Genomic DNA, 20,979 nt, shown 5'->3' on the forward strand with positions numbered 1-20,979 from the left:
ATTATATTGAATTACTAAATTAAATAGAATTAAATCTCCGGCTTTAATTTCCTTGGTATTATCTTTATACTTTAATATAGTTTTTTCTTCTCTGTTACAACTGTAATTTTAAAATATACTCTTCATAATTTTTTACACAAAAAAATCTATCTTAAAGCAATATTTTAAATACTTTAAGATAGATTCTAATTATAATTTAGAAAATTGAAGCTTCACAAACTTTACTTAACATATTTACTATTATAATCCCCACTAAAACTATCACAATAGTTATGATTACAAATATTATTAAATAGTTCTTCAAAATAAATGTTAATGCTAAAAATATTCCTCCAAAAACAAAACTCACTAACATTAACACTAGTGGTAAATAGTTCTTTTTAAACATATCTCTTTCATTTTCCCATTCTAATTTTGGAGACTTGTAATCAAAATATAATTGAATTAATGATATTACAGCTACTGAACTTAATGAAATAATACCACCTAATACCACTAACATTACTGGCAACTTTAAAAACACAATAAGTGCTATAACTATTATGGCACTGATTTCATTTATTAAAAGCGAAGATATAACTTTAGCTATCAGAAAATCTTTTCCTGATATAGGAATGTATTGTGATACTATAATATCCCTTCCTTCTCTTGATATAGCTGTTGATGCAGCCCATCCTGCTGATATACACATTACTGAGAAAAACAATATAGCTACAATCACATATCCATAAAGATTTTCTTTTCCTGCAATCGCTTTTCCTAACCCATCAGATCCCTTAGCAAAAAATGCAATTCCCATAATTGCAGGCATATAAAATAACATAGCTACACAATTTATAAAAAATTGTGGTGTTCTAAATATAAGTTTTATATCTTTTAGCACTAATGCTTTAATAGGTGAATTTGATTTTGTAAGCTTGTCAGCATTTTTAGTTTCTAGAATATTTTCTCGTTTACTATATGTTTCTGAAGCTCCTATAATTCCCTTATAATATAGATTACCACCTACAATGTAGTATATTCCAAACAATGCAACTGCAATAACTATTGCTGCTAAAATAAATAGAAATCCTTTTAATTCTTTATTATATAGTAATCCATAAGATGCTAACTTATTTGTTATCAAAATATTGCTAGCACTATTCATTAAACTATTATTTCCTTGCTGTGAAGCTAATTTAGTTAAAGCATCTTCATTATTTCCAGCAGATTGACTAAAGAAGTTAAATGCAACAAAGAAAACTAGCATAACAGTCCCTGCAAACATCCTAAATGCATCCTTATGCTTAGACAACGAAGTAAACCTCATTAAAAGCATACATATAAGAGAAGCAACTATCATAGGGAGTACAGGAATAATCAAAATAGTCAGTAAAGCATAAACATAATATAGCACACCAGCCCCACTAGCCACTCCATATGCTATAAGAGGAAATAATAATATAAGTGCATATAAATACATATCAATCAAAGCAGCTAAAAATTTTCCAAATACTATTTCAGAACTTTTAAAAGGTAATGGAAGCATATCTTCTATATCACTTGAAAAATAGAAAGTATTTAGTATTGTATTTATACCAAAAATCAAAGTAACCAATGATCCCATTATTAAAACTGTAGTTAATAAGGCACCTTCTTGTCCAACAATTTCTAATGTTTTATACGAAAATGATACCATCATTGCAAGTGGTGAAGATAAACACCCTACTATAAATAGCATTAATAATGCAGCCATCCATGGTTTCATCTTTTTATTACCAAAGTTACTTTCAAGGGCGCTTTTTATAAAGTACTTTGTTATTAATTTAAGCCTTTTCATTGCTTGTTAACTCCAAGAACATATCTTCTAATGATTCATTTGCCTTAAATTCATTTCTAAGGTTTTGTAAGGTTCCATTAAATATTAATTGCCCTTTATTAATTATTGCAACCTTATCACATAACTTTTCTGCTACTTCAAGAACATGAGTTGAAAAAAGTACCGCATTCCCTGCATCGGCATGTTCTCTCATCATTTCTTTTAATGTAAAGGCAGACTTTGGATCTAATCCTGTTAATGGTTCATCAAGTATCCAAACCTTTGGATCATGAATTAACACTCCCATAACTATTATTTTTTGTCTCATACCATGAGAATAGGATTGAATTTTATCTCCAAGTGCAGTACTCATTTCAAATCTCTCTGTTAATTCTTTTATTTTATCTTTTCTAACCTTTGCATCCACTCCATAAACATCTGCCATAAAATTTAAATATTCTATTCCTGTTAACCTTAAAAACATATCAGGATTATCTGGCACATATCCAAATTGTTCCTTAGCCTTTACTGGCTCCCTTGAAATATTTACCCCATTAATTTCTATATTACCTACAGTAGGTTCAATAATTCCAGTTATCATCTTAATAGTTGTTGTTTTTCCTGCTCCATTTGGCCCTAATAATCCAAATATTTCTCCGTCTTTTATTTCAAGGTTTAAATTATTTACAGCCTTATACTCCCCATTATAACTTTTTGTTATATTATCAATTTTTATCATTGCCCTTCACCTCCAAGTATTATCATAGAAATATATTATCACTATTTTCCCCAAATTTATATACCAAAATCTTAATTTTAACTTAAAAAGAATAATCTAACAATAGTAACTGCTGTTATTATAGCAACTAAATCTGCCATAATAGCTGCCCAAACAGTATGTCTAACTTTCTTGACTTTAACTGCTCCAAAATATACTGTTACTGTATAAAAAATAGTTTCTGTTGTTCCCATAATTACAGATGCCATTAAACCTATGCCACTATCTGGCCCATAGGTTTGAACAATATTAGTGAAAATCCCAACTGCTCCACTTCCTGATAAAGGCTTTATTAATATTAATGGTATTAGCTCTTTAGGTAATCCTATTAACCCTACTACTGGAGCTATTAAGTTGTTTAAAATATCTAAAAGATTTGCTTGCTTAAATATTTCAACAGCTACTATCATAGCTAAAAGATAAGGAAATATATTTAAACAAACCTTTAATCCATCCTTTGCCCCTTCAATAAACCATTCATAAACTTTGCCACCTTTAATCATTCCATATCCAATTATTATTATTACTATAAATCCTATTATACTTTTAGTTATATATCCATCCATAAACCTTCCCCCTAAAAGTATCTTTGCAATATCTTACAACATATTATTCCTACTAAAGCAGCTGTTGCTGTTGATATTATAGCAGGCAATATAATTGCTCCAGGATTTTGAGAATTGCAAGCTGCTCTAATTGACATAACTGTTGAAGGAACTAATTGAATACAAGCCGCATTCATAACTAAAAAAAGAGCCATATCATCACTAGCTCTACCTTTGTCTGGATTAAGTCTATCCATTTCCTCCATAGCTTTTATCCCAAATGGTGTTGCTGCATTTGATAGTCCCATCATATTTGCAGTTAAGTTCATGACTATCGCACCAAGTGCTTTTTCATCCTTTGCTGCATCTTTAAATAAAATTTTTAAAATAGGTTTCATAAGTTTTGCCAACTTTTCTGTTAATCCACTCTTTTCTGCTACTTTCATAACACCACACCAAAAACACATTATTCCTACAAGACCAATAATTAACTTTACAGTATTATCAGCCGAATTAACTATACTACTTGATATGTCTCCTCCCTTTCCAGTAACTAGAGACACTAAAAGCCCTAAAAATATAAGCCCGAACCAAATATAATTTATCATCTTTCCTCCATATACTTTATTACTTAATAAAATATATGCCTTGCACTACTCTTTTAGTAGTGATAGGATTATTATATATAATTTTTATATTTTACCTAAAAAGGAGAAACTATATGGAAGATACTAACTTAAAAATGGCTCAACAAGATATTGATGATGCTTTAAAAACTGTAGAAGATTTAGAAATGGTAGCGTCACAAGAAAATCTATCAAAGGATATATTAAGAGAAAAATTTATATCTTTGAATGAAAAAGTAAAGAATTTAGAAAACATATTGAAAACTGAAGGAATAATTTAATTATAAAATAAAAATACCTATAGACTAAAACTTATAAAAGTAACAGTCTATAGGTATTATTTTTTTATCTTGTACTATCTCTATTAATTAACTCATAATCAAGTACATATTGATCTTGCTCCAATTCTTTCTTATTAAGTATTTTAATAAGCATTCTCATAGCAACTGATCCCATATCATAACTTGGTTGAGTTATAGTTGATATTTTAGGATAGAAAATTGAAGCAGCATAGTTATTATTAAAACCTATCACACTTACATCTTCTGGCACCTTAATTCCATTATCTCTAAGTTCATTTATTGCACCCATTGCAATTTCATCAGATGCACAAACAATTCCATCAAATTTTTTACCACTTTCTATGAATTGTTTTACACCTTTTGCTCCTGATTTTACCCTTAATGTATCAAAGCAAACTAATTTATCAACTACTGGTAATTTAGCTTCCTTTAAAGCTCTTTCAAATCCTATGTATCTTTCTCCCCATGCATTTATAGTATCTTCATTTACACCTATGAAAGCTAAATTCTTTAAACCTTGGTCAATAAGATACTTAGTTCCATCATGAACTGCACTTATGTTATCTATAGTAACACTTGGGAAAGCTCCATCCTTATCTTTAGTTTCAACTAAAACAGTCTTTAAATCTAACTCATTAATTAAATCTAAGATATCTTCATTAAGTGAACTACTCATATATATTACTCCGTCCACCATTTTTTCTTTAAGAACTCTTAAATATTCTTTCTCTTTATCTGCATCAAAATCTGAATTACATAATATTACATTATAATCGTATATGTGAGAAACATCCTCTGCTCCTCTTACGATTTCAGGATAAAATTGGCTTGATATATCTGGAATTAATATTCCTATAGTCTTTGTTCTTTGAGTTTTTAAACTTCTAGCTACTATATTAGGTCTATATCCTAATTTTTTTATGGCATCTAAAACCTTTTTCTTTGTGTCTTCATTTACGACATCAATGTCATTTAACACTCTTGAAACGGTTGCAATAGATACGCCAGCCTCTTTTGCTACGTCTTTAATAGAAGTTGCCATTAATTTATCACTCCCATTTTTATATATTCTAATTATTAATTATACATATATATTATCCCAATAACAAGCGATTATCTCTTTATATTTAATGTTTTTCTTAAATTATAGCTTTTTTTTGCGTAATTAAGTTCTTAGTAATCATAAATTGCAACTATATTGGCTAATTTTTACTTTCATACATAGTTTTACTTCTTAACTTTTTTAAATTTAGTATCAAATATTTAAATGGATTTTTAAATCCGTTTTGCGATTAATCTTATTACAAAATATCTTTTTCTTTAAAAAATAAGCAATGCACAACCTAAGATTAAATTTTATTAAAAATTTATCTTAAGTTATGCATTACTATAAAATTACTTAACTACTTCAACATTTATATCCAATTTTTCACCATTGATTACATTTTCTACGTATTCAATGTTTTCATCACCATATACAATCTCAACTGTTAAAGTATCTTTCTTAATTACATCTTCAAACTTCTTAATTACATCTATTAACATATCATTATTTCTAACATATAAATTAATCTTATCTGCAACTTCAAAGCCTTTTTCTTTTCTCATATTTTGAATTTTAGATATCATTTCTCTTAAATGGCCTTCCTGCTTTAATTCTTCAGTTATATGAGTATCTAAAACAACCCCAATTTCACCTTCACCAGCAAAAGCATATCCATCTAAACCCTGCATTGTAACAAGAATACTATCTGCATTTAATTCAATTTCAGTTCCATCTATATTTATAACTTCAATGCCACCACTCTTGATCTTTTGAGCTAACTCCATTTGATTTCTGGATGCAATCTCTTTTCTTATAGCTGGAATTAACTTTCCATAAGCTTTACCAAGTACAGGTAAATTTGGCTTAAGTTCAAAGTTAACATGTTCTGATAAGTCTGCACCAAATTTAATGCTCTTAATATTTAATTCATCTGCTATAATATCTCCATAATACTCAGGAATTGATGCAACTGATACTAATATTTCTGAAAGTGGCTGTCTATTCTTAATATTAGCTCCATTTCTAGCACTTCTTCCAAGCTTAACTATTGCATAAGCTAAATCCATTTCCTTTTCTAATTCTTTATTTATTGCTTTTTCATCTACTTCTGGCCAAACACATAAATGAATACTTTCTTTAGCCTTTTGATCTAAGCTGACAACTAAGTTTTGATATATTTCTTCTGTTATAAATGGTACAAATGGTGCTGCAACCTTTGATAAAGTTACAAGAACTCTATATAAAGTAACATATGCCCCTATCTTGTCATCAGTTAAAGTTTCTGACCAGTATCTAGCTCTATTTCTTCTTACATACCAGTTTGATAATTCATCTGTAAAACTTTCTATTTGAAGAGCTGCGTTTGTTATATCATAGCCATCTAACTTAGCATCTACATCTTTAACTAAAGTATTTAACTTAGACATAATCCATTTATCCATAACATTTTCTGATTTGAAATCAGCATAATCTAATGGGTTAAATCCATCTATATCTGCATATAAAACGTAGAATGAATATACATTCCATAATGTACTTAAGAACTTTCTTTGAGCTTCCCCAACGTCATCTATTGAGAATCTTGTTGGTAACCATGGAGCACTTGCAGTATAGAAATGCCATCTTGTTGCATCAGCACCTTGGGATTCTAAAACCTCAAATGGATCAACTACATTTCCTTTTGACTTAGACATTTTTAAGCCTTTCTTGTCTAAAACGTGTCCTAAAACTATACAATTTTCAAATGGATTTCTATCAAATATAGCTGTTGAAATAGCTAACAATGTATAGAACCAACCTCTTGTTTGGTCAACAGCTTCTGATATAAATTGAGCTGGATAGTTTTGTTCAAATAATTCTTTATTTTCAAATGGATAGTGTAATTGAGCAAATGGCATTGATCCTGAATCAAACCAACAATCAATAACTTCTCTAGTTCTAACCATTCCTTTACCACAATGAGAACATTTTAAATTAACATTATCAATATATGGTTTATGAAGTTCTATATCCTCTGGAACATTTATTCCTTTATCCTTTAACTCTTCAATACTTCCTACACATTCTTTGTGTCCACACTCACATTCCCATATTGGAAGTGGAGTTCCCCAGTATCTATCTCTTGAAATACCCCAATCAATAACATTTTCTAAGAACTTACCAAATCTACCTGTTCTAATGTTATCTGGATACCAATTAATCTTATTATTATTCTCTAAAAGCTTATCTCTTAGAGTTGTCATTCTAACAAACCAACTTTCTTTTGGATAGTAAAGAAGTGGTGTGTCACATCTCCAACAATGTGGATATGAGTGAAGATGCTTTTCAGCTTTGAACAACTTATTATTTTCTTCTAGCCATTTACAAATACTTTCATCGCACTTTTTAACGAACTTCCCTGCCCATGGAGTAACTTCTTCTACAAATTTACCTTCTTTATCAACTAAGTTAATAAATGTGATTCCATTAGCTTTTGCAACTAAGCTATCATCTTCACCATAAGCTGGAGCAATGTGAACTATTCCTGTACCATCTGATAAAGTAACATAGTCCCCATGAATTACTTCAAAAGCTTTTCCTTCTATCTTTCCAAAAGGCATTAATTGTTCATACTTAGTTCCCAGAAGTTCTGTTCCCTTAAATTCTTTAACAATTTCATAATCTTCACCAAGAACTTTATCAGCAAGATCCTTTGCAAGAATTAAAACTTCATCTTCAACTTTTGCTTCTATATATGTGTATGCTTTGTTTATACATAGAGCTAAGCTTGATGGCAATGTCCAAGGTGTTGTTGTCCAAGCTAATATATATTTATTCTCTTCACCAGCAACTTTAAATTTTGCAATAGCAGTTAAATCCTTAACATCCTTATATCCTTGAGCTACTTCATGTGATGAAAGAGCTGTTCCACATCTTGGACAGTATGGCATAACCTTGTGTCCTTCATATAAAAGACCTTTTTCCCACATTTGCTTTAATGCCCACCATACTGATTCAATATAAGAATTATGATAAGTTACATATGGTTCATCCATATCAACCCAATACCCAATCTTATTAGTCATATCTTCCCACATTGAAACATATTTAAATACACTTTCCTTGCATTCAGTAACAAATTTTTCAACACCATATTCTTCAATTTGTTCTTTACCTGATATTTCCAACTTCTTCTCTATTTCAAGTTCAACTGGTAGCCCATGAGTGTCCCATCCAGCTTTTCTAATAACCTTATACCCCTTCATAACTTTATATCTTGGAACGATATCCTTCATAACTCTTGTTATAATATGGCCTACATGTGGCTTCCCATTAGCTGTTGGTGGGCCATCATAGAAAGTGAAATATTCACCATCTTTATTCATATCAAAATTTTTCTTAATAACATTTTTTGCTTTCCAAAAGTCTGCGACTTCTTTTTCCATACCTACAAAACCTTTTGAAAGTTCAACTTTTTTGTACATTTTAAAGATCTCCTCTCTTCTTTCCTATTGTTAAATCTCTTTAAGTTGTTTACATATATCTCTCTTATTAATCATTCTTAATGAAAAATAAAAAAACTCCATCCAAAAGGACGAAGTAATATTCGCTATACCACCTATGGTAAATGCATCTACCTATTACAAGATGCTTAGTTCAAGTACTTTCATACTCTATCCTTTAACGCAGGCCTACGGGAAAACCTACTAAGCTTAAGCTTTTCAATTTCCAGCTCCTAGGTGATTTTTCTTTAAACCCTATACAACTTTACACCAACCAGTTGCTCTCTTTAAGTAGACGACTTAAGTACTTTTCCTAATCATAGCTTTTGTTATTCATTATATATTATTACCTTAATATCTGTCAATTAACTTATAACTTTACTTTAAATATATTTTTTATAGTGATATACTTAAGTTGTATTTCATTAAAGGAGGCGATTGCGATAAGGAAAAAAACCTACAAATTCTATAGAAAGTAGGTTGCCTAATCCTAACGCATAAGATTATAAGCAACTTAATTGCTATAGGGTACATTAAAAGTATAAATAATTTAATGAAAGAAGGCTTTATAATGACAAGTCTAGCATTTGAAGTTAGTGAAAGAGAATCTAATGAAAAATTAAACCCATTAAGAAAAAATGGACAAGTACCTTGTATAATTTATGGAGGAAGTTTAAAGAAAAACATTCCTATAAAAATAAAAATGAATGAATTACTTAAGCTTATTAGTTCAAACACATCTAGTTCCCTAATTTCTTTAAAAATAAATGGAAAAACCAAAACTTGTGTAATAAAAGAAATTCAAAAAGATATTTATGGGAAAGTTATTCATGCTGATTTTCAAGCCGTTAGAAAAAATGAAGTTATAAGATTAAAAATTCCTGTAACATTTTTAGGAGAAGAAGACTTAGAAAATAAGAGATTAGTTTTAGAAACTTTTTCCCATGAAATAGAAGTTCAAGGTGTTGCTTCAAGTATGCCTGAAACTTTAGAATTTGATGTAAGTAACATGAATTTTGAAGATAAAGTTTTAGCAAACAACATAAAGTTACCCAAAGGAATATCTTTAATAACAGACTCTGAAATATTATTAGCTATAGCTGCTAGTTCAGATAATAATCCAGAAGAAAATGATGAAGAAGTATAAATAAAAATGCTAAAAAAGGGAGGTTATCTACCTCCCTTAAACTATCTAATTGAAAGCTCCATAAATAGCTCTTATAGCTCTTTCAAAATCATCATTTTCAATTCCTACTAGAATATTCATTTCTGATGAACCTTGATCTATCATTCTTATATTTACATTAGATTCTGATAATGAATTAAATATTTTTGTTGCAACACCTGTTCTTTTAGCCATTCCTTTTCCTACTGTAGCTATTAATGCCATATTAGGATGAACTACTACTGAATCTGGGTCACAGGCTCTATGTATTTCTTCTACTATTTTCTCAGTCTTGTTTTTAAGCTCACTATCTGAAATAACCACACATACTGTATCAATTCCTGATGGCATATTTTCAAATGATACATTATTCATCTCTAATACTGAAAGTACTTTTCTACAGAATCCAAGTTCTGAATTCATCATAGCTTTTTCAATTGATATAACAGTAAAATCTTTTTTTCCTGCTATTCCTGTTATTGTTTTACATTCTTTTTCATCTGTATCTTGTACTATATATGTTCCTGCATCCTCAGGTCTATTAGTATTTTTAATATTTATAGGTATTCCAACATGTCTAACTGGAAATATAGCTTCTTCGTGAAGGACGGATGCCCCCATATAAGATAATTCCCTTAATTCTTTATATGTAATACGGCTTATAGCCTTAGGATTTTCTACTATTCTTGGGTCTGCCATTAAGAACCCTGAAACATCTGTCCAGTTTTCATATAAATCAGCCTCAATACTTGCTGCTACTAATGCTCCTGTTACATCAGATCCACCTCTTGAAAATGTAACTATATTTCCATCTTTATCTGCCCCATAAAAGCCTGGAATAACAGCTTTTTCAACATTTTCTAATGTTTCTTTTAATAATTTATTTGTTTTTTCTGAATCTAAAAAGCCATCTTTATTAAAAATAATAACATCTTTTGCATCAACAAATTCATAGCCTAAATAATCAGCTAATATTAATCCATTTAAGTATTCTCCTCTACTAGCTGCATAATCTTTTGAAGCACCATCTTCAATATCTTTCTTTACTATATTTAAGTGCTTTTCAATGTCAAAATCTAACCCCAAATCTTTTACAATTCCAATATATCTATCATAAACATGCTTAAAAACATCATCTAATGATATTCCTGTTGTAACATGTGCATGACAGAGATATAGCAAATCTGTTATTTTTGTATCCTTTGAAGTTCTTTTTCCTGGTGCTGATGGCACCACATATCGCCTATTGCTATCTGCAAGTACTATTTCTTTAACTTTGTTAAACTGTGAAGCATCTGCTAAAGAGCTTCCTCCAAATTTTGTAACTACAAAACTCATTTTATTGCCCCCAATATTTTAAATTTCTAATGCCTATTCTATCAATTTTCGAATTTTTTTCAATAGTTTTTATATAAATTTTCGTGTTTTTTTGAAATTACATTTCAATAATCTTAATTAATCTTAATTATGTAAATATAAACTCCATTTTTCCTATAAATACTGTTATAATCTTAGAGGAGTCTTTTTGAAAGGGGATAATTATGACTAGCAAGTTTTATTTACATAAAGGAAAAAATAAAAGGGCTGAAGGTGGTAGACCTTGGATTTACATTGATGAAATAAATGAATATGATGGTGACTATGAGAATGGAGATATAGTTGAAGTATATAACCACAAAAATTACTTTATTGGAAAAGGCTATATAAATGATAGAAGTAAAATAACAATACGAATTATGACTAGAGATAAAGATGAGGAAATTGATAAAGATTTCTTTAGAAAAAGGTTTAAAGCTGCATATGAATACAGAAAAACTGTCATAGATACTTCTTCTTGCCGATTTGTATTTGGAGAAGCTGATTTACTTCCTGGTTTAACAATAGATAAATTTGAAGACTACTATGTTTTACAAATTTCAACTTTAGGAATGGATAAATATAGAGATACTATAGTTGATATTCTTGTAAATGAATATCATGCAAAAGGTATATTTGAAAGAAGTGATATAGCTACTCGTGAAATTGAAGGATTAGAGCAACGAAAAGGTTTTTTAACTGATGAATTTGACACTAACATTCAAATTATTGAAAATGGAGTTAAATATATCGTTGATATTGAAAATGGTCAAAAAACAGGATTTTTCTTAGATCAAAAAGAAAATAGAGCAGCTATACATAGAATTTGTAAAGATAGAGATGTTTTAGATTGCTTTACTCATACTGGTTCTTTCGCATTAAATGCAGGTATTGCAGGTGCAAAATCAGTTCTTGGAATAGATGTATCTGAACATGCTATTCAATGTGCAACAAAAAATGCTGAACTTAATAATTTGCAAGATACAGTTAAATTCGAATGCCATAATGCCTTTGATGTATTATCTACATGGTCAAAAGAAGGAAGAAAATTTGATGTAGTTATTTTAGATCCTCCTGCTTTCACTAAATCTCGAAATACTATTAACGGTGCTAAAAGAGGATACAAAGAAATCAACCTTAGAGGATTAAAAATGGTTAAATCAGGAGGGTATTTTGTGACTTGTTCCTGTTCTCACTACATGAATGAAGAATTATTAAAATCTACAATAAACGAAGCTGCACATGATGCACATAGAATTTTAAGACAAGTAGAATTTAGAACTCAATCAGCTGACCATCCAATATTATGGAATTCAGATGAAAGTTATTACTTAAAATTCTTTGTATTTCAGGTTGTATAAACTTTAAAATTAAAAAAGTAGTAATCAATCAATTGATTTTACTACTTTTTATGTAAAATTTCTATAGGGAGTGACTAAAGAATGAATTTTTTAAGAGAATTTTTTAAAAAAGATATAGTTAAACGACTTGCTGTATTAGCTGTAATAATATTTTTCATGTTTCTATTGAGTTCAATGCTTAATTTATTTTTACTCACATTCATTTTCACATATATTACATATAGTTTACAAAAAGCAATTAGTAACAAACTAAATAAGTTTATAAAAGTAAGTCCCTCAGTGATAACTATATTCTTATATTTGCTATTAACTGCAGCTATTGTATTTATTATTTCTACTTATATACCAATAATTATAAACCAATTAGGAGAAATAATTACTGAAATATCTAGCTTTGACTTTGATTCTATTAAATTAGGCTTTCTATCTCCATATATAGCAAAATATATCCACGAAATTGATTTCATCTCACTTATAAAAGGTGCTGGATTAGATCAATTCTTAAAATATGTTTCTAACTTAGGTGCTTGGGGATTAAATGTTTTTATAGCTTCTATATTAAGTTTATTCTTTGTTCTTGAAATGGATAAGATAAAAGAATTCTTTTTAAAATTTGAAGATAGCAAAATTTCTGGTTTTTACAAATATACATTAGATTTTGGAACTAACTTTTTAAACTCTTTTGGTAAGGTAGTTCAAGCTCAATTGATTATTGCATTTGTAAATAGTATTCTATCTTCAATATCATTATTTCTTTTGCATTTTCCTCAAGTTCTAGGCCTTGGTGTTATGATTTTTATATTTAGCTTAGTTCCTGTGGCTGGAACTATAGCTTCATTAATTCCACTTTGTATAATTGCCTATACTATTGGTGGTATAAAAATGATTGTTTATATACTACTCCTAATAGCTGTTTTACATGCTTTGGAAAGTTATGTATTAAATCCTAGGTTTATGGCTAACAAAACTGAACTTCCTGTCTTTGTTGTTTTTGTAACACTTTTAGTATCAGAGCATTTTATGGGGGTTTGGGGATTACTTCTTGGAATTCCACTTCTAATGTTTATATTAGATTTATTAAATGTAAATTTAGTTCCTACTCATAAAAAGGATAAAAAAACATTAAAAAATATAAAATTACTGCCTTATAACAAAGAAAAAAAGTAACCTCTTCATTAAGGTTACTTTTTTCTTAATTATTTTTATGTTTTAATTGTAATATTTATAAAAATTGTTTATCATATTTTTCTATAAAAACATCTTTACTATCTGAAATTTTAGATTTCATAAAGTTATCTTGATATTCCCAAATCTCTTCCTGAGCTAATATTATTATCTATCTCTATATTTCCCTCTCCACTTCCTATGGTTATTGTTGATATTTGATCTATAGCCCAATCACTAGGTAGTGGATGTCCTTTATTCCCTTTAAATGCTGAAGACATATCACACACAAAACTACTACATGAAAGTTTTTCTGATGCAATAATACTGCATACCTTCCTTGGCGCATATATACCTATCTTGTAATTTGTTTCATTTGTTGTAAATATATTATTAATTTCAGCAAAATATCTTCTAATTTTATTAATTTCATTCTCTGAAACATCAAAATCAACTGCAAAATATATAATTCCTGGCTTTAGTCCTAAACTCTGAGCTGCTTCAATTGCCACTTTTGCATCACTAATCCCCTGACCTTCATTAAAATAATCTATTTTATATCCACCAGTTTCATATATAGGAATAACCCTAAGACCAGAATCAAAAATAATATTTAATTCATCAGATGTCATTTTAAAATTGCCAGTAAGATATCTTCCAACTACTTTATATCCATTCTCTTTTATTGTTTGAGCTGTCTTTATAGTAATTGTATTTGAACAATCACAAATTGTACCTTTCCTAGATTTATCTCCTGTACTTACAAATAATGATGCCCAAGTTTGTGCTCCTACAACTCCATTAGAAATCAGACATATAAATTTCTGAAATTCAATTACTGCTGTCTTAGTTCCACTTCCAAATTGACCATCAAATCCATTTGTATTAAACCCATAGCAGTATAAAGCATATTGTAATAAGTATATAAATCTTGTTTTTGAGCTGCCTTCTATTAATTTAGGACAATAAGATTGTGTTGTTAATCCAAATTGACCATCTACATTAACACCTTCTTCAATCTGTAATGCATAAACTAAAGCCTTATATGTTAACTCTCCATATAATCCATCAGTAATAAGTATACCTATATCTTCCATAAAGTGTTTATTGGAAGAATAGTCATGATTCAAATTTTGTTGAACTTTACGAATATTTGGATCTCCTCCAGTTGATAACTTAAAGGAATTCCTATTTAATAATTGTTTCATTAAAAGTGAATTAACACTTCCACTTTGACTAAATCCAATATCTAATTGAAAATTCATTATTGCTGATTTAGTGTTTTCTCCAAAATTTCCATCAAACCATTTTATATCATATCCCTTACAAAACAAAGCTCCCTGTAATATATAAACTTGATTTGTTCTTGTTGAATTAATTGATAACTCTCCAAAAGCTGCAGTTGTTGCAGGTCCAAAAACTCCATTTGGAGTTGTTATTCCAAGTTCAATTTGCAATGCCCTAATTAATGCTCCTATTGTTTCATCCCCAAATGTATTATCTTCACGTATTAAATTATAGCCTGATTTCCCCCTATATGTTTTATTTAACCATTGTTGAATTTGTAACACTGTAATCTCCATATTAATTCATCTCCATTTAATTTTTTAATTAGCTAATTCATAAATAGAAACAAATTTATTATCAAATGTGTAAACCATATTTTTATATTTTTTCAATAAACTTCAAAAACAAAGACATTATTTCATGTATATTACATAAAATAATGTCTAAACATTAATAATTATTCATTCAAATAAATTTTCAAGATTATCTTTATAAGACCAAGCCAAACAATGCTTAGGATATCCTTTTTTGCTCATTTCGCCAACTCTAAGAATATGCTTTTTGGCTGAACTATTCATCATTTCATACCTTAAAGACTTTAATATCAATTCTACCCTACTTACATATATTTCATCTAACCCCTCTAAAGGTTCTCCCCAAGCAGCAATTATATAATCAGCATCATGTATTTCTTCAGCTATTATCTCATCATTACAAAGAATATCTTCATTTCCTTCTAGATATTCTTTTCCTCTTAAAATACATTCTTCATATAAATCTTCTCTTGAATATTCATATACAGTAAATAAATTTACTATTGTTAACTTTTGTATTTCCTTAATTTCATCCTTATTTTCTTGAAGGAATTTAACTATTCTCTTGTATATACTATTGCAGCTATCTTCCTCTAATCCTTTAGGTGCTCTAGAAATAACTAAAACATTTTCACCCTTTTTTCCTAGGCTAAATGAAATTTTATAGCATCTCTCACCTTTTTCATCTTCAACAATATTAATACCTTTTTTTTTAACATATTTAGGATACTTGCATCTATACATAGCTATTCCCCTTTATATTACATTACTAATTAATATTTAATAACCTTTTAACTTATTCCTATAATATGCCCTTTGGTATATTCTGGTACTATTTTAGTTATATTTTTTTGAACACAGTAATTAATATCATCTTCAAGCCCTAGACTCATCATGACATTATAATGTCTTGCATCTCTTATATACTCTATAACTATAGGATATCTTTCATAAAGTTTTAGAGATGTTAAAGATATATCTGTCAATTCTAACTTATTGATATTTTGGGTAATTTCTTTAATTATAAAGCCTGTACATATATAATCATCTATAGAAAACTGTCCATTAGTTCCTGCATTAACTATAACTACATCTCTATTAAGTTCTAACAATTTATTTGCAATAGCTCTTGCATTAAGCATACACCCAACTAATATCCTATAAGCTGATGTACAATTAGTTATTGTTCTTGTCCCATTAGTAGTTGTAATTATTACTGTTTTTCCTTCAACTTGTTCTCTTGTATATTCTAAAGGAGAATTTGATAAATCAAATCCTTCAATTTTAACAGCTTTTCTTTCCCCCCCTAAAATGCAATGTTCTTTTCCTAGTTTATTTCTCATTTTAAAAGATTCTTCTATAGTCAGTAAGGGTATAACTTTTTTACACCCATTCATTAAGGCTGTGGTTATTACTGATGTGGCTCTAAGCATGTCTATAACCACAACCACTTTATCCTTGATAATATCTTCTCTTATATAGTCTGCTGAAATTATTACATCAACTTTCATAATCCTGTCTCCTATCTGAAACTTTTCCCTTGATAAACATCATTATCTAACATAGCTTTATCTATAGCATTTAAAACTTCCCACTTTTTTAAGCTCCACATAGGTCCAATAAGTAAATTTCTTGGAGCATCTCCTGTTAACCTATGTATAACCATATCTTGTGGTAATATTTCTATTGACTTACATAATAATTCTATGTAATCTTCTTGTGATAAGAACTTTAATTCTCCTTTTTCATATAATTTAACTAATGGAGTATTTTTCATCAAATGAAGCAAATGAAATTTAACTCCTTTTGCTCCCGAATGTGCAATATATTCTACAGTTTTTAACATATCTTCTTTACTCTCACCTGGTAATCCAAAAATACTATGAACAACAAAATCTATATTTCTATCCTTTAATTTTTTTATAGCTTCTTCAAAAACTTCTAACTTATATCCCCTATTAATTTTTTTTGCAGATTTATCATTACAAGTTTGTAATCCTAGTTCTATCCAAATATAAAACTTTTTATTTATTTCTTCTAATAAATCTAGTACATCTTCTCCCAAACAATCAGGCCTTGTTGCAATAGCTAATGCTACTACATCATCTTGTTTAAGTGCTTCTTCATACTTAGATTTTAGTACATCTATTGGTGCATAGGTATTAGTATAAGCCTGGAAGTAAGCAATATATTTACCATTTTTCCATTTCTTAGCCATCATTTTTTTTATATCATCAAATTGCTTACTAATAGAAAAATCTCTATCTCCTGCAAAATCTCCTGAACCTCTTTCACTACAGAATAAGCATCCACCACTACTTATGGTTCCATCTCTATTAGGACAAGAAAATCCCCCATCCAAAGAAATTTTAAAAACTTTCTCTCCAAATCTTTCTCTTAAAAAATAATTTAAGCTATGATATCTTTTCCCATTCCACTCTTTAATCATGGTTTATCTCCCTTCGAATAAAAATATCATACTTATAATAACAGATTAAATTGAAAATTGCTAAAATTCTAATCTTCTATATCCTTTTTAGTCACTTTTAAATCCTTTAAATCTATTAAATATACTCCCTCAGATTCCTTTTCTTCTTTAAGTGCTGTAGATTTTATAAATACACCTGCACTTGTAACCCTAAGTATATCTAATGAATATTTATCATTAGGAAAAACCACATTTAGTTTTAATGGTAATAATTCTCCTTTAGGATTTCTATATATTTTTATAGTTGTTCCTTTATCTTTCTCTTTTAATTGTACAATCAATTCTCCATCATCATCTGAAAATAGTACTTTCTGAATTTCTACATTCTTTAACATGTCATACCCTACAATATTCTCAGCTATTGGTTTTTCTAATAATCGTTCTATATTTTCATCTATATTTATATCTCCGCTTTCAGCTTCTCCAACAGTTTGTTTAAGCTTATTTACCTTTGCCAATGATATCAATTTATTGCCTCCATTTGATGATATCATTGCAATAGATTCTCCTTGAAAACCTATATTAACAATAGAGAAGTCAGTTTCTGGAACATCTTCTTCAGTTAATACTATATTTTCTTCCTTTGGATACACCTGTTTTGGCATATCTCTTCTTCTTAAAAGCAGCTGACTTTTTCCTGTATCTTCATCTAATAATCTTAATGATGTTTTATCCTTATATACTTCCTTTAATCCTTTAGTTTTTACTTCATCTATTAAATAACTATCATCCACCTTAGCTACTCTTAAATCTAAACTTTCTAAATTAGCCCTAACATTATTTTCATTTCTCCTTATTAATAAATATCTTATATATGAATAATTAGGTCCTTCAGATACAAAATCAATTTTATATGAATCTATTTTGTTTTCTCTCATTTTAATTACTTCATCTGTATCTATAGTTTCATTCCTACAATATTTATTTGCTCCCTCTATATCCTCATTTGATAAACTCTTCATGAAATTATTAGATGTCTTTACTGCCTCATTTATATCAAATAAATATAATGGTACCTCTCCTACTACTCTTTCACATCCAACCATTGTAATTGATAATATGAAAATTAAAATAAATGTTATAAACCTTTTCACAAAGAACTCCCCTTTCTTACTAATATAAATTTAGTTTTCCTAAGAAAAATTTCCTTATACTTCTTAATTAGAATAAATACCTATACTTCATTAATATATTTGTTAATAGAAACAACTTAAAAAGGAGTAAATTGTGAATAAAGAAATTACAAAAATATTTCAAATTGCTGTAGTTTTTATAGGCACTATAGTTGGAGCTGGATTAGCTTCTGGAAAAGAAATAACTCAGTTTTTTACATCATTTGGTGCTAAAAGTTTTTTAGGCATAATTTTATGTGGTGCATTCTACATAATAATGGGGACTATTATTTCAAAAATAAGTGTTAATTACAATCTAAATTCTTATAGTGATGTAATGAAAATAATAAGTCCCAACATTTTAGGAAAACTTACTGGGGTCATAACCACACTTTATTTAATTTCTAGTGCATCAATAATAATCGCTGGAAGCGGGGCTTTAATTAATCAATTTTTTGGTATCCCTAAAATTGTAGGTTCTCTTCTCATGATAGTTTTTGCATCTTTCTTCCTTCTTAGAGGAACTAATGGTTTGATTGAAGTTAATTCATTTATTGTACCAGCATTAATAATTACTATATCCTTAGTAACTATTTTATATTTTATGTTTTGTAAAGAAATGGTGAGCTTTAATAATATTTCTAGCTTTGAACCTAAAAAAAAGGGTATCTTAATTTCAACTATTCTTTATGCTGGCTATAATATACTTTGTTCATCTGGTGTATTAGTTCCATTAAGTAATCAAATGAAAAAATCTAGAACTATGATTATTGGCATTATATTTGGTGCTATAGGCTTAAGCCTTCTTTGTTGTATGATTAATTTTATGTTAACTATTAATCAACCTTATATTTATGAATATGAGATACCCCTTTTATTTGTAGCTCAAAGATTTGGTCCATTCATGCAAGCCCTACTTTTAATGATTATTTTACTAGAAATGTTCTCTACAGAAGTTTCAGATGTATACTCAATAAGTAAAACATTAGAACAAACATTTAATATACACTTTAAGAAAGGAATTTTTTTAGTTCTAGCTGTAGCTTTGCCTATATCTCAAATAGGTTTCACTAATTTAATATCTACACTTTATCCACTATTTGGTGTACTTAGCCTAATATTTATAATCCAATCTATAATTTTTTATAGAAAACATAAGGATGAAATGGTAGATTAACTTCTTGTTATCTACACCTCTTAGTTTTATAATTTATTAGTAATCCTTAGGAGGTGTGTTTTTTGAAATATTCTAGTTTATTAGAAAATTGTAAGTTGTGTAAAAGACAATGTGGTGTAAATAGATTGAAAGGTGAACTAGGTGTATGTTCTGCTGATAGTAAAATAAAGGTTGCAAAAGCCTATCTTCACCTTTGGGAAGAACCTCCTGTATCTTTAGGTAATGGCTCTGGAACAATATTTTTTTCTCATTGCAATTTGAAATGTGTATTTTGTCAAAATCATGAAATAAGTCAAGAATTTAAAGGTAAGTTTATAACTATTGAAAGATTGAGTGAAATATTTTTGGAACTTCAATGTAAGGGTTCTAGCAATATAAATCTTGTTACTCCAACCCACTATGTTCCTCAAATTAAGGAGGCTATAGAAATTTCCAAAAAAAATGGTCTAACATTGCCTATTCTTTATAATACAAATGGCTATGATACTTTAGATACTATTAAATCCTTAAATGGCTTTATAGATGTATATCTTCCAGACTTTAAGTATTACAATGATAAATATGCAATTAGATACTCAAATGCTATATCCTATGAAGAGAATATTATTCTAATTCTCAATGAAATGATTGAACAAGTTGGTGAACCTATTTTTGATTCTGATGGAAGAATTCTAAAGGGTGTTATAATAAGACACCTTATGTTGCCTGGACTATTGTTTGATTCTAAAAAAATTATAGATAAAATATATAATACTTTTGGAGACAAAGTTTATATAAGCATAATGAATCAATATACTCCAATGTATAATTCAAAGAATTATCCTGAAATAAATAAGCTTCTAAATCCAAAGCATTATAATTCTTTAATTGAATATGCAGAATCAATAGGTGTTAGTAAAGGATTTATTCAGGATGTTGGAACAAATAATACAAGTTATGTTCCTAATTTCAATTTTCAGGGAATTTAAGTAATGCATAA

The 20,979-nt window shown here is 28.7% G+C and carries 18 protein-coding genes and 1 other annotated feature; of the genes, 6 read left to right on the top strand and 12 right to left on the bottom strand.

Going from position 1 to position 20,979, the window contains the following annotated elements; all coding sequences use genetic code 11:
* Window positions 1–196: 196 nt before the first annotated feature.
* The 4 genes from NNC19_RS06655 to NNC19_RS06670 form a co-directional block, all read right to left on the bottom strand.
* Window positions 197–1,819: a putative ABC transporter permease subunit gene (locus NNC19_RS06655; protein WP_310937843.1), complete on the bottom strand. Its 1,623-nt coding sequence runs from the start codon at window positions 1,817–1,819 to the stop codon at window positions 197–199.
* Window positions 1,806–2,537, bottom strand: a complete 732-nt coding sequence (locus NNC19_RS06660; protein WP_310937844.1) for an ABC transporter ATP-binding protein — start codon at window positions 2,535–2,537, stop codon at window positions 1,806–1,808. Before NNC19_RS06660 ends, NNC19_RS06655 begins: the two co-directional genes overlap by 14 nt.
* 77 nt (window positions 2,538–2,614) lie before the next feature.
* Complete coding sequence (locus NNC19_RS06665; RefSeq protein ID WP_310937845.1) at window positions 2,615–3,142, bottom strand: nucleoside recognition domain-containing protein; 528 nt, start codon at window positions 3,140–3,142, stop codon at window positions 2,615–2,617.
* Window positions 3,143–3,153: 11 nt separating this feature from the next.
* Window positions 3,154–3,729: a nucleoside recognition domain-containing protein gene (locus NNC19_RS06670; RefSeq protein WP_310937846.1), complete on the bottom strand. Its 576-nt coding sequence runs from the start codon at window positions 3,727–3,729 to the stop codon at window positions 3,154–3,156.
* A gap of 113 nt (window positions 3,730–3,842) precedes the next feature.
* Between NNC19_RS06670 and NNC19_RS06675 the strand changes: the two genes are divergently transcribed.
* A complete protein-coding gene (locus NNC19_RS06675; RefSeq protein ID WP_310937847.1) occupies window positions 3,843–4,028 on the top strand; it encodes a hypothetical protein in 186 nt (61 codons plus the stop codon).
* A 64-nt stretch (window positions 4,029–4,092) separates the two neighbouring features.
* On the opposite strand, the gene NNC19_RS06680 is transcribed toward NNC19_RS06675, so the two are convergent.
* Both NNC19_RS06680 and ileS read right to left on the bottom strand, forming a co-directional pair.
* On the bottom strand, window positions 4,093–5,091 hold the full coding sequence (locus NNC19_RS06680) for a LacI family DNA-binding transcriptional regulator (RefSeq protein WP_310937848.1): 999 nt from the start codon (window positions 5,089–5,091) through the stop codon (window positions 4,093–4,095).
* A gap of 353 nt (window positions 5,092–5,444) precedes the next feature.
* Window positions 5,445–8,558, bottom strand: coding sequence for an isoleucine--tRNA ligase (ileS, locus tag NNC19_RS06685; RefSeq protein ID WP_310937849.1), 3,114 nt, complete (start codon window positions 8,556–8,558; stop codon window positions 5,445–5,447).
* A 103-nt stretch (window positions 8,559–8,661) separates the two neighbouring features.
* Window positions 8,662–8,906: a binding site (T-box leader), on the bottom strand.
* Window positions 8,907–9,129: 223 nt separating this feature from the next.
* On the opposite strand from ileS, the gene NNC19_RS06690 reads away from it, so the two are divergent.
* Window positions 9,130–9,723: a 50S ribosomal protein L25 gene (locus NNC19_RS06690; RefSeq protein WP_310937850.1), complete on the top strand. Its 594-nt coding sequence runs from the start codon at window positions 9,130–9,132 to the stop codon at window positions 9,721–9,723.
* Window positions 9,724–9,768: 45 nt separating this feature from the next.
* Here the strand turns inward: NNC19_RS06690 and NNC19_RS06695 are convergent, their stop codons facing one another.
* A complete protein-coding gene (locus NNC19_RS06695; protein ID WP_310937851.1) occupies window positions 9,769–11,079 on the bottom strand; it encodes an aspartate kinase in 1,311 nt (436 codons plus the stop codon).
* 203 nt (window positions 11,080–11,282) lie between these two features.
* On the opposite strand from NNC19_RS06695, the gene NNC19_RS06700 reads away from it, so the two are divergent.
* Window positions 11,283–12,458: a class I SAM-dependent rRNA methyltransferase gene (locus NNC19_RS06700; RefSeq protein WP_310937852.1), complete on the top strand. Its 1,176-nt coding sequence runs from the start codon at window positions 11,283–11,285 to the stop codon at window positions 12,456–12,458.
* A gap of 81 nt (window positions 12,459–12,539) precedes the next feature.
* The gene (locus NNC19_RS06705; protein ID WP_310937853.1) at window positions 12,540–13,625 is read left to right on the top strand and encodes an AI-2E family transporter; all 1,086 of its coding nucleotides are present in this window, start codon (window positions 12,540–12,542) and stop codon (window positions 13,623–13,625) included.
* A gap of 125 nt (window positions 13,626–13,750) precedes the next feature.
* On the opposite strand, the gene NNC19_RS06710 is transcribed toward NNC19_RS06705, so the two are convergent.
* From NNC19_RS06710 to NNC19_RS06730, 5 genes are all read right to left on the bottom strand, one after another.
* The gene (locus NNC19_RS06710; protein WP_310937854.1) at window positions 13,751–15,205 is read right to left on the bottom strand and encodes a glycoside hydrolase domain-containing protein; all 1,455 of its coding nucleotides are present in this window, start codon (window positions 15,203–15,205) and stop codon (window positions 13,751–13,753) included.
* Between the two features lie 165 nt (window positions 15,206–15,370).
* Window positions 15,371–15,967: a DUF1643 domain-containing protein gene (locus NNC19_RS06715; RefSeq protein WP_310937855.1), complete on the bottom strand. Its 597-nt coding sequence runs from the start codon at window positions 15,965–15,967 to the stop codon at window positions 15,371–15,373.
* A gap of 47 nt (window positions 15,968–16,014) precedes the next feature.
* Entirely contained in the window at window positions 16,015–16,734 is a 720-nt protein-coding gene (locus tag NNC19_RS06720) for a 2-phosphosulfolactate phosphatase family protein (protein WP_310937856.1), read from the bottom strand.
* Window positions 16,735–16,745: 11 nt separating this feature from the next.
* A complete protein-coding gene (locus NNC19_RS06725; RefSeq protein ID WP_310937857.1) occupies window positions 16,746–17,672 on the bottom strand; it encodes a TIGR01212 family radical SAM protein in 927 nt (308 codons plus the stop codon).
* 68 nt (window positions 17,673–17,740) lie between these two features.
* A complete protein-coding gene (locus tag NNC19_RS06730) occupies window positions 17,741–18,805 on the bottom strand; it encodes a hypothetical protein (protein WP_310937858.1) in 1,065 nt (354 codons plus the stop codon).
* 133 nt (window positions 18,806–18,938) lie between these two features.
* On the opposite strand from NNC19_RS06730, the gene NNC19_RS06735 reads away from it, so the two are divergent.
* Both NNC19_RS06735 and NNC19_RS06740 read left to right on the top strand, forming a co-directional pair.
* Entirely contained in the window at window positions 18,939–20,000 is a 1,062-nt protein-coding gene (locus NNC19_RS06735; protein ID WP_310937859.1) for a transporter, read from the top strand.
* 62 nt (window positions 20,001–20,062) lie between these two features.
* The gene (locus NNC19_RS06740) at window positions 20,063–20,968 is read left to right on the top strand and encodes a radical SAM protein (RefSeq protein ID WP_310937860.1); all 906 of its coding nucleotides are present in this window, start codon (window positions 20,063–20,065) and stop codon (window positions 20,966–20,968) included.
* The last annotated feature ends 11 nt before the right edge of the window (window positions 20,969–20,979 follow it).

It is taken from the genome of Clostridium sp. SHJSY1 (assembly GCF_031626875.1).
Taxonomy (GTDB): Bacteria; Bacillota; Clostridia; order Clostridiales; family Clostridiaceae; genus Clostridium.

Excerpts from the sequence above, each read along its gene's own strand:
- NNC19_RS06715 (WP_310937855.1), bottom strand. The coding sequence starts at position 15,967 with ATGTATAGATGCAAGTATCCTAAATATGTTAAAAAAAAAGGTATTAAT.
- NNC19_RS06710 (WP_310937854.1), bottom strand. The coding sequence starts at position 15,205 with ATGGAGATTACAGTGTTACAAATTCAACAATGGTTAAATAAAACATAT.
- NNC19_RS06725 (WP_310937857.1), bottom strand. The coding sequence starts at position 17,672 with ATGATTAAAGAGTGGAATGGGAAAAGATATCATAGCTTAAATTATTTT.
- NNC19_RS06695 (WP_310937851.1), bottom strand. The coding sequence starts at position 11,079 with ATGAGTTTTGTAGTTACAAAATTTGGAGGAAGCTCTTTAGCAGATGCT.
- NNC19_RS06705 (WP_310937853.1), top strand. The coding sequence starts at position 12,540 with ATGAATTTTTTAAGAGAATTTTTTAAAAAAGATATAGTTAAACGACTT.
- NNC19_RS06670 (WP_310937846.1), bottom strand. The coding sequence starts at position 3,729 with ATGATAAATTATATTTGGTTCGGGCTTATATTTTTAGGGCTTTTAGTG.
- ileS (WP_310937849.1), bottom strand. The coding sequence starts at position 8,558 with ATGTACAAAAAAGTTGAACTTTCAAAAGGTTTTGTAGGTATGGAAAAA.
- NNC19_RS06675 (WP_310937847.1), top strand. The coding sequence starts at position 3,843 with ATGGAAGATACTAACTTAAAAATGGCTCAACAAGATATTGATGATGCT.
- NNC19_RS06655 (WP_310937843.1), bottom strand. The coding sequence starts at position 1,819 with ATGAAAAGGCTTAAATTAATAACAAAGTACTTTATAAAAAGCGCCCTT.
- NNC19_RS06665 (WP_310937845.1), bottom strand. The coding sequence starts at position 3,142 with ATGGATGGATATATAACTAAAAGTATAATAGGATTTATAGTAATAATA.
- NNC19_RS06700 (WP_310937852.1), top strand. The coding sequence starts at position 11,283 with ATGACTAGCAAGTTTTATTTACATAAAGGAAAAAATAAAAGGGCTGAA.
- NNC19_RS06680 (WP_310937848.1), bottom strand. The coding sequence starts at position 5,091 with ATGGCAACTTCTATTAAAGACGTAGCAAAAGAGGCTGGCGTATCTATT.
- NNC19_RS06720 (WP_310937856.1), bottom strand. The coding sequence starts at position 16,734 with ATGAAAGTTGATGTAATAATTTCAGCAGACTATATAAGAGAAGATATT.
- NNC19_RS06690 (WP_310937850.1), top strand. The coding sequence starts at position 9,130 with ATGAAAGAAGGCTTTATAATGACAAGTCTAGCATTTGAAGTTAGTGAA.
- NNC19_RS06660 (WP_310937844.1), bottom strand. The coding sequence starts at position 2,537 with ATGATAAAAATTGATAATATAACAAAAAGTTATAATGGGGAGTATAAG.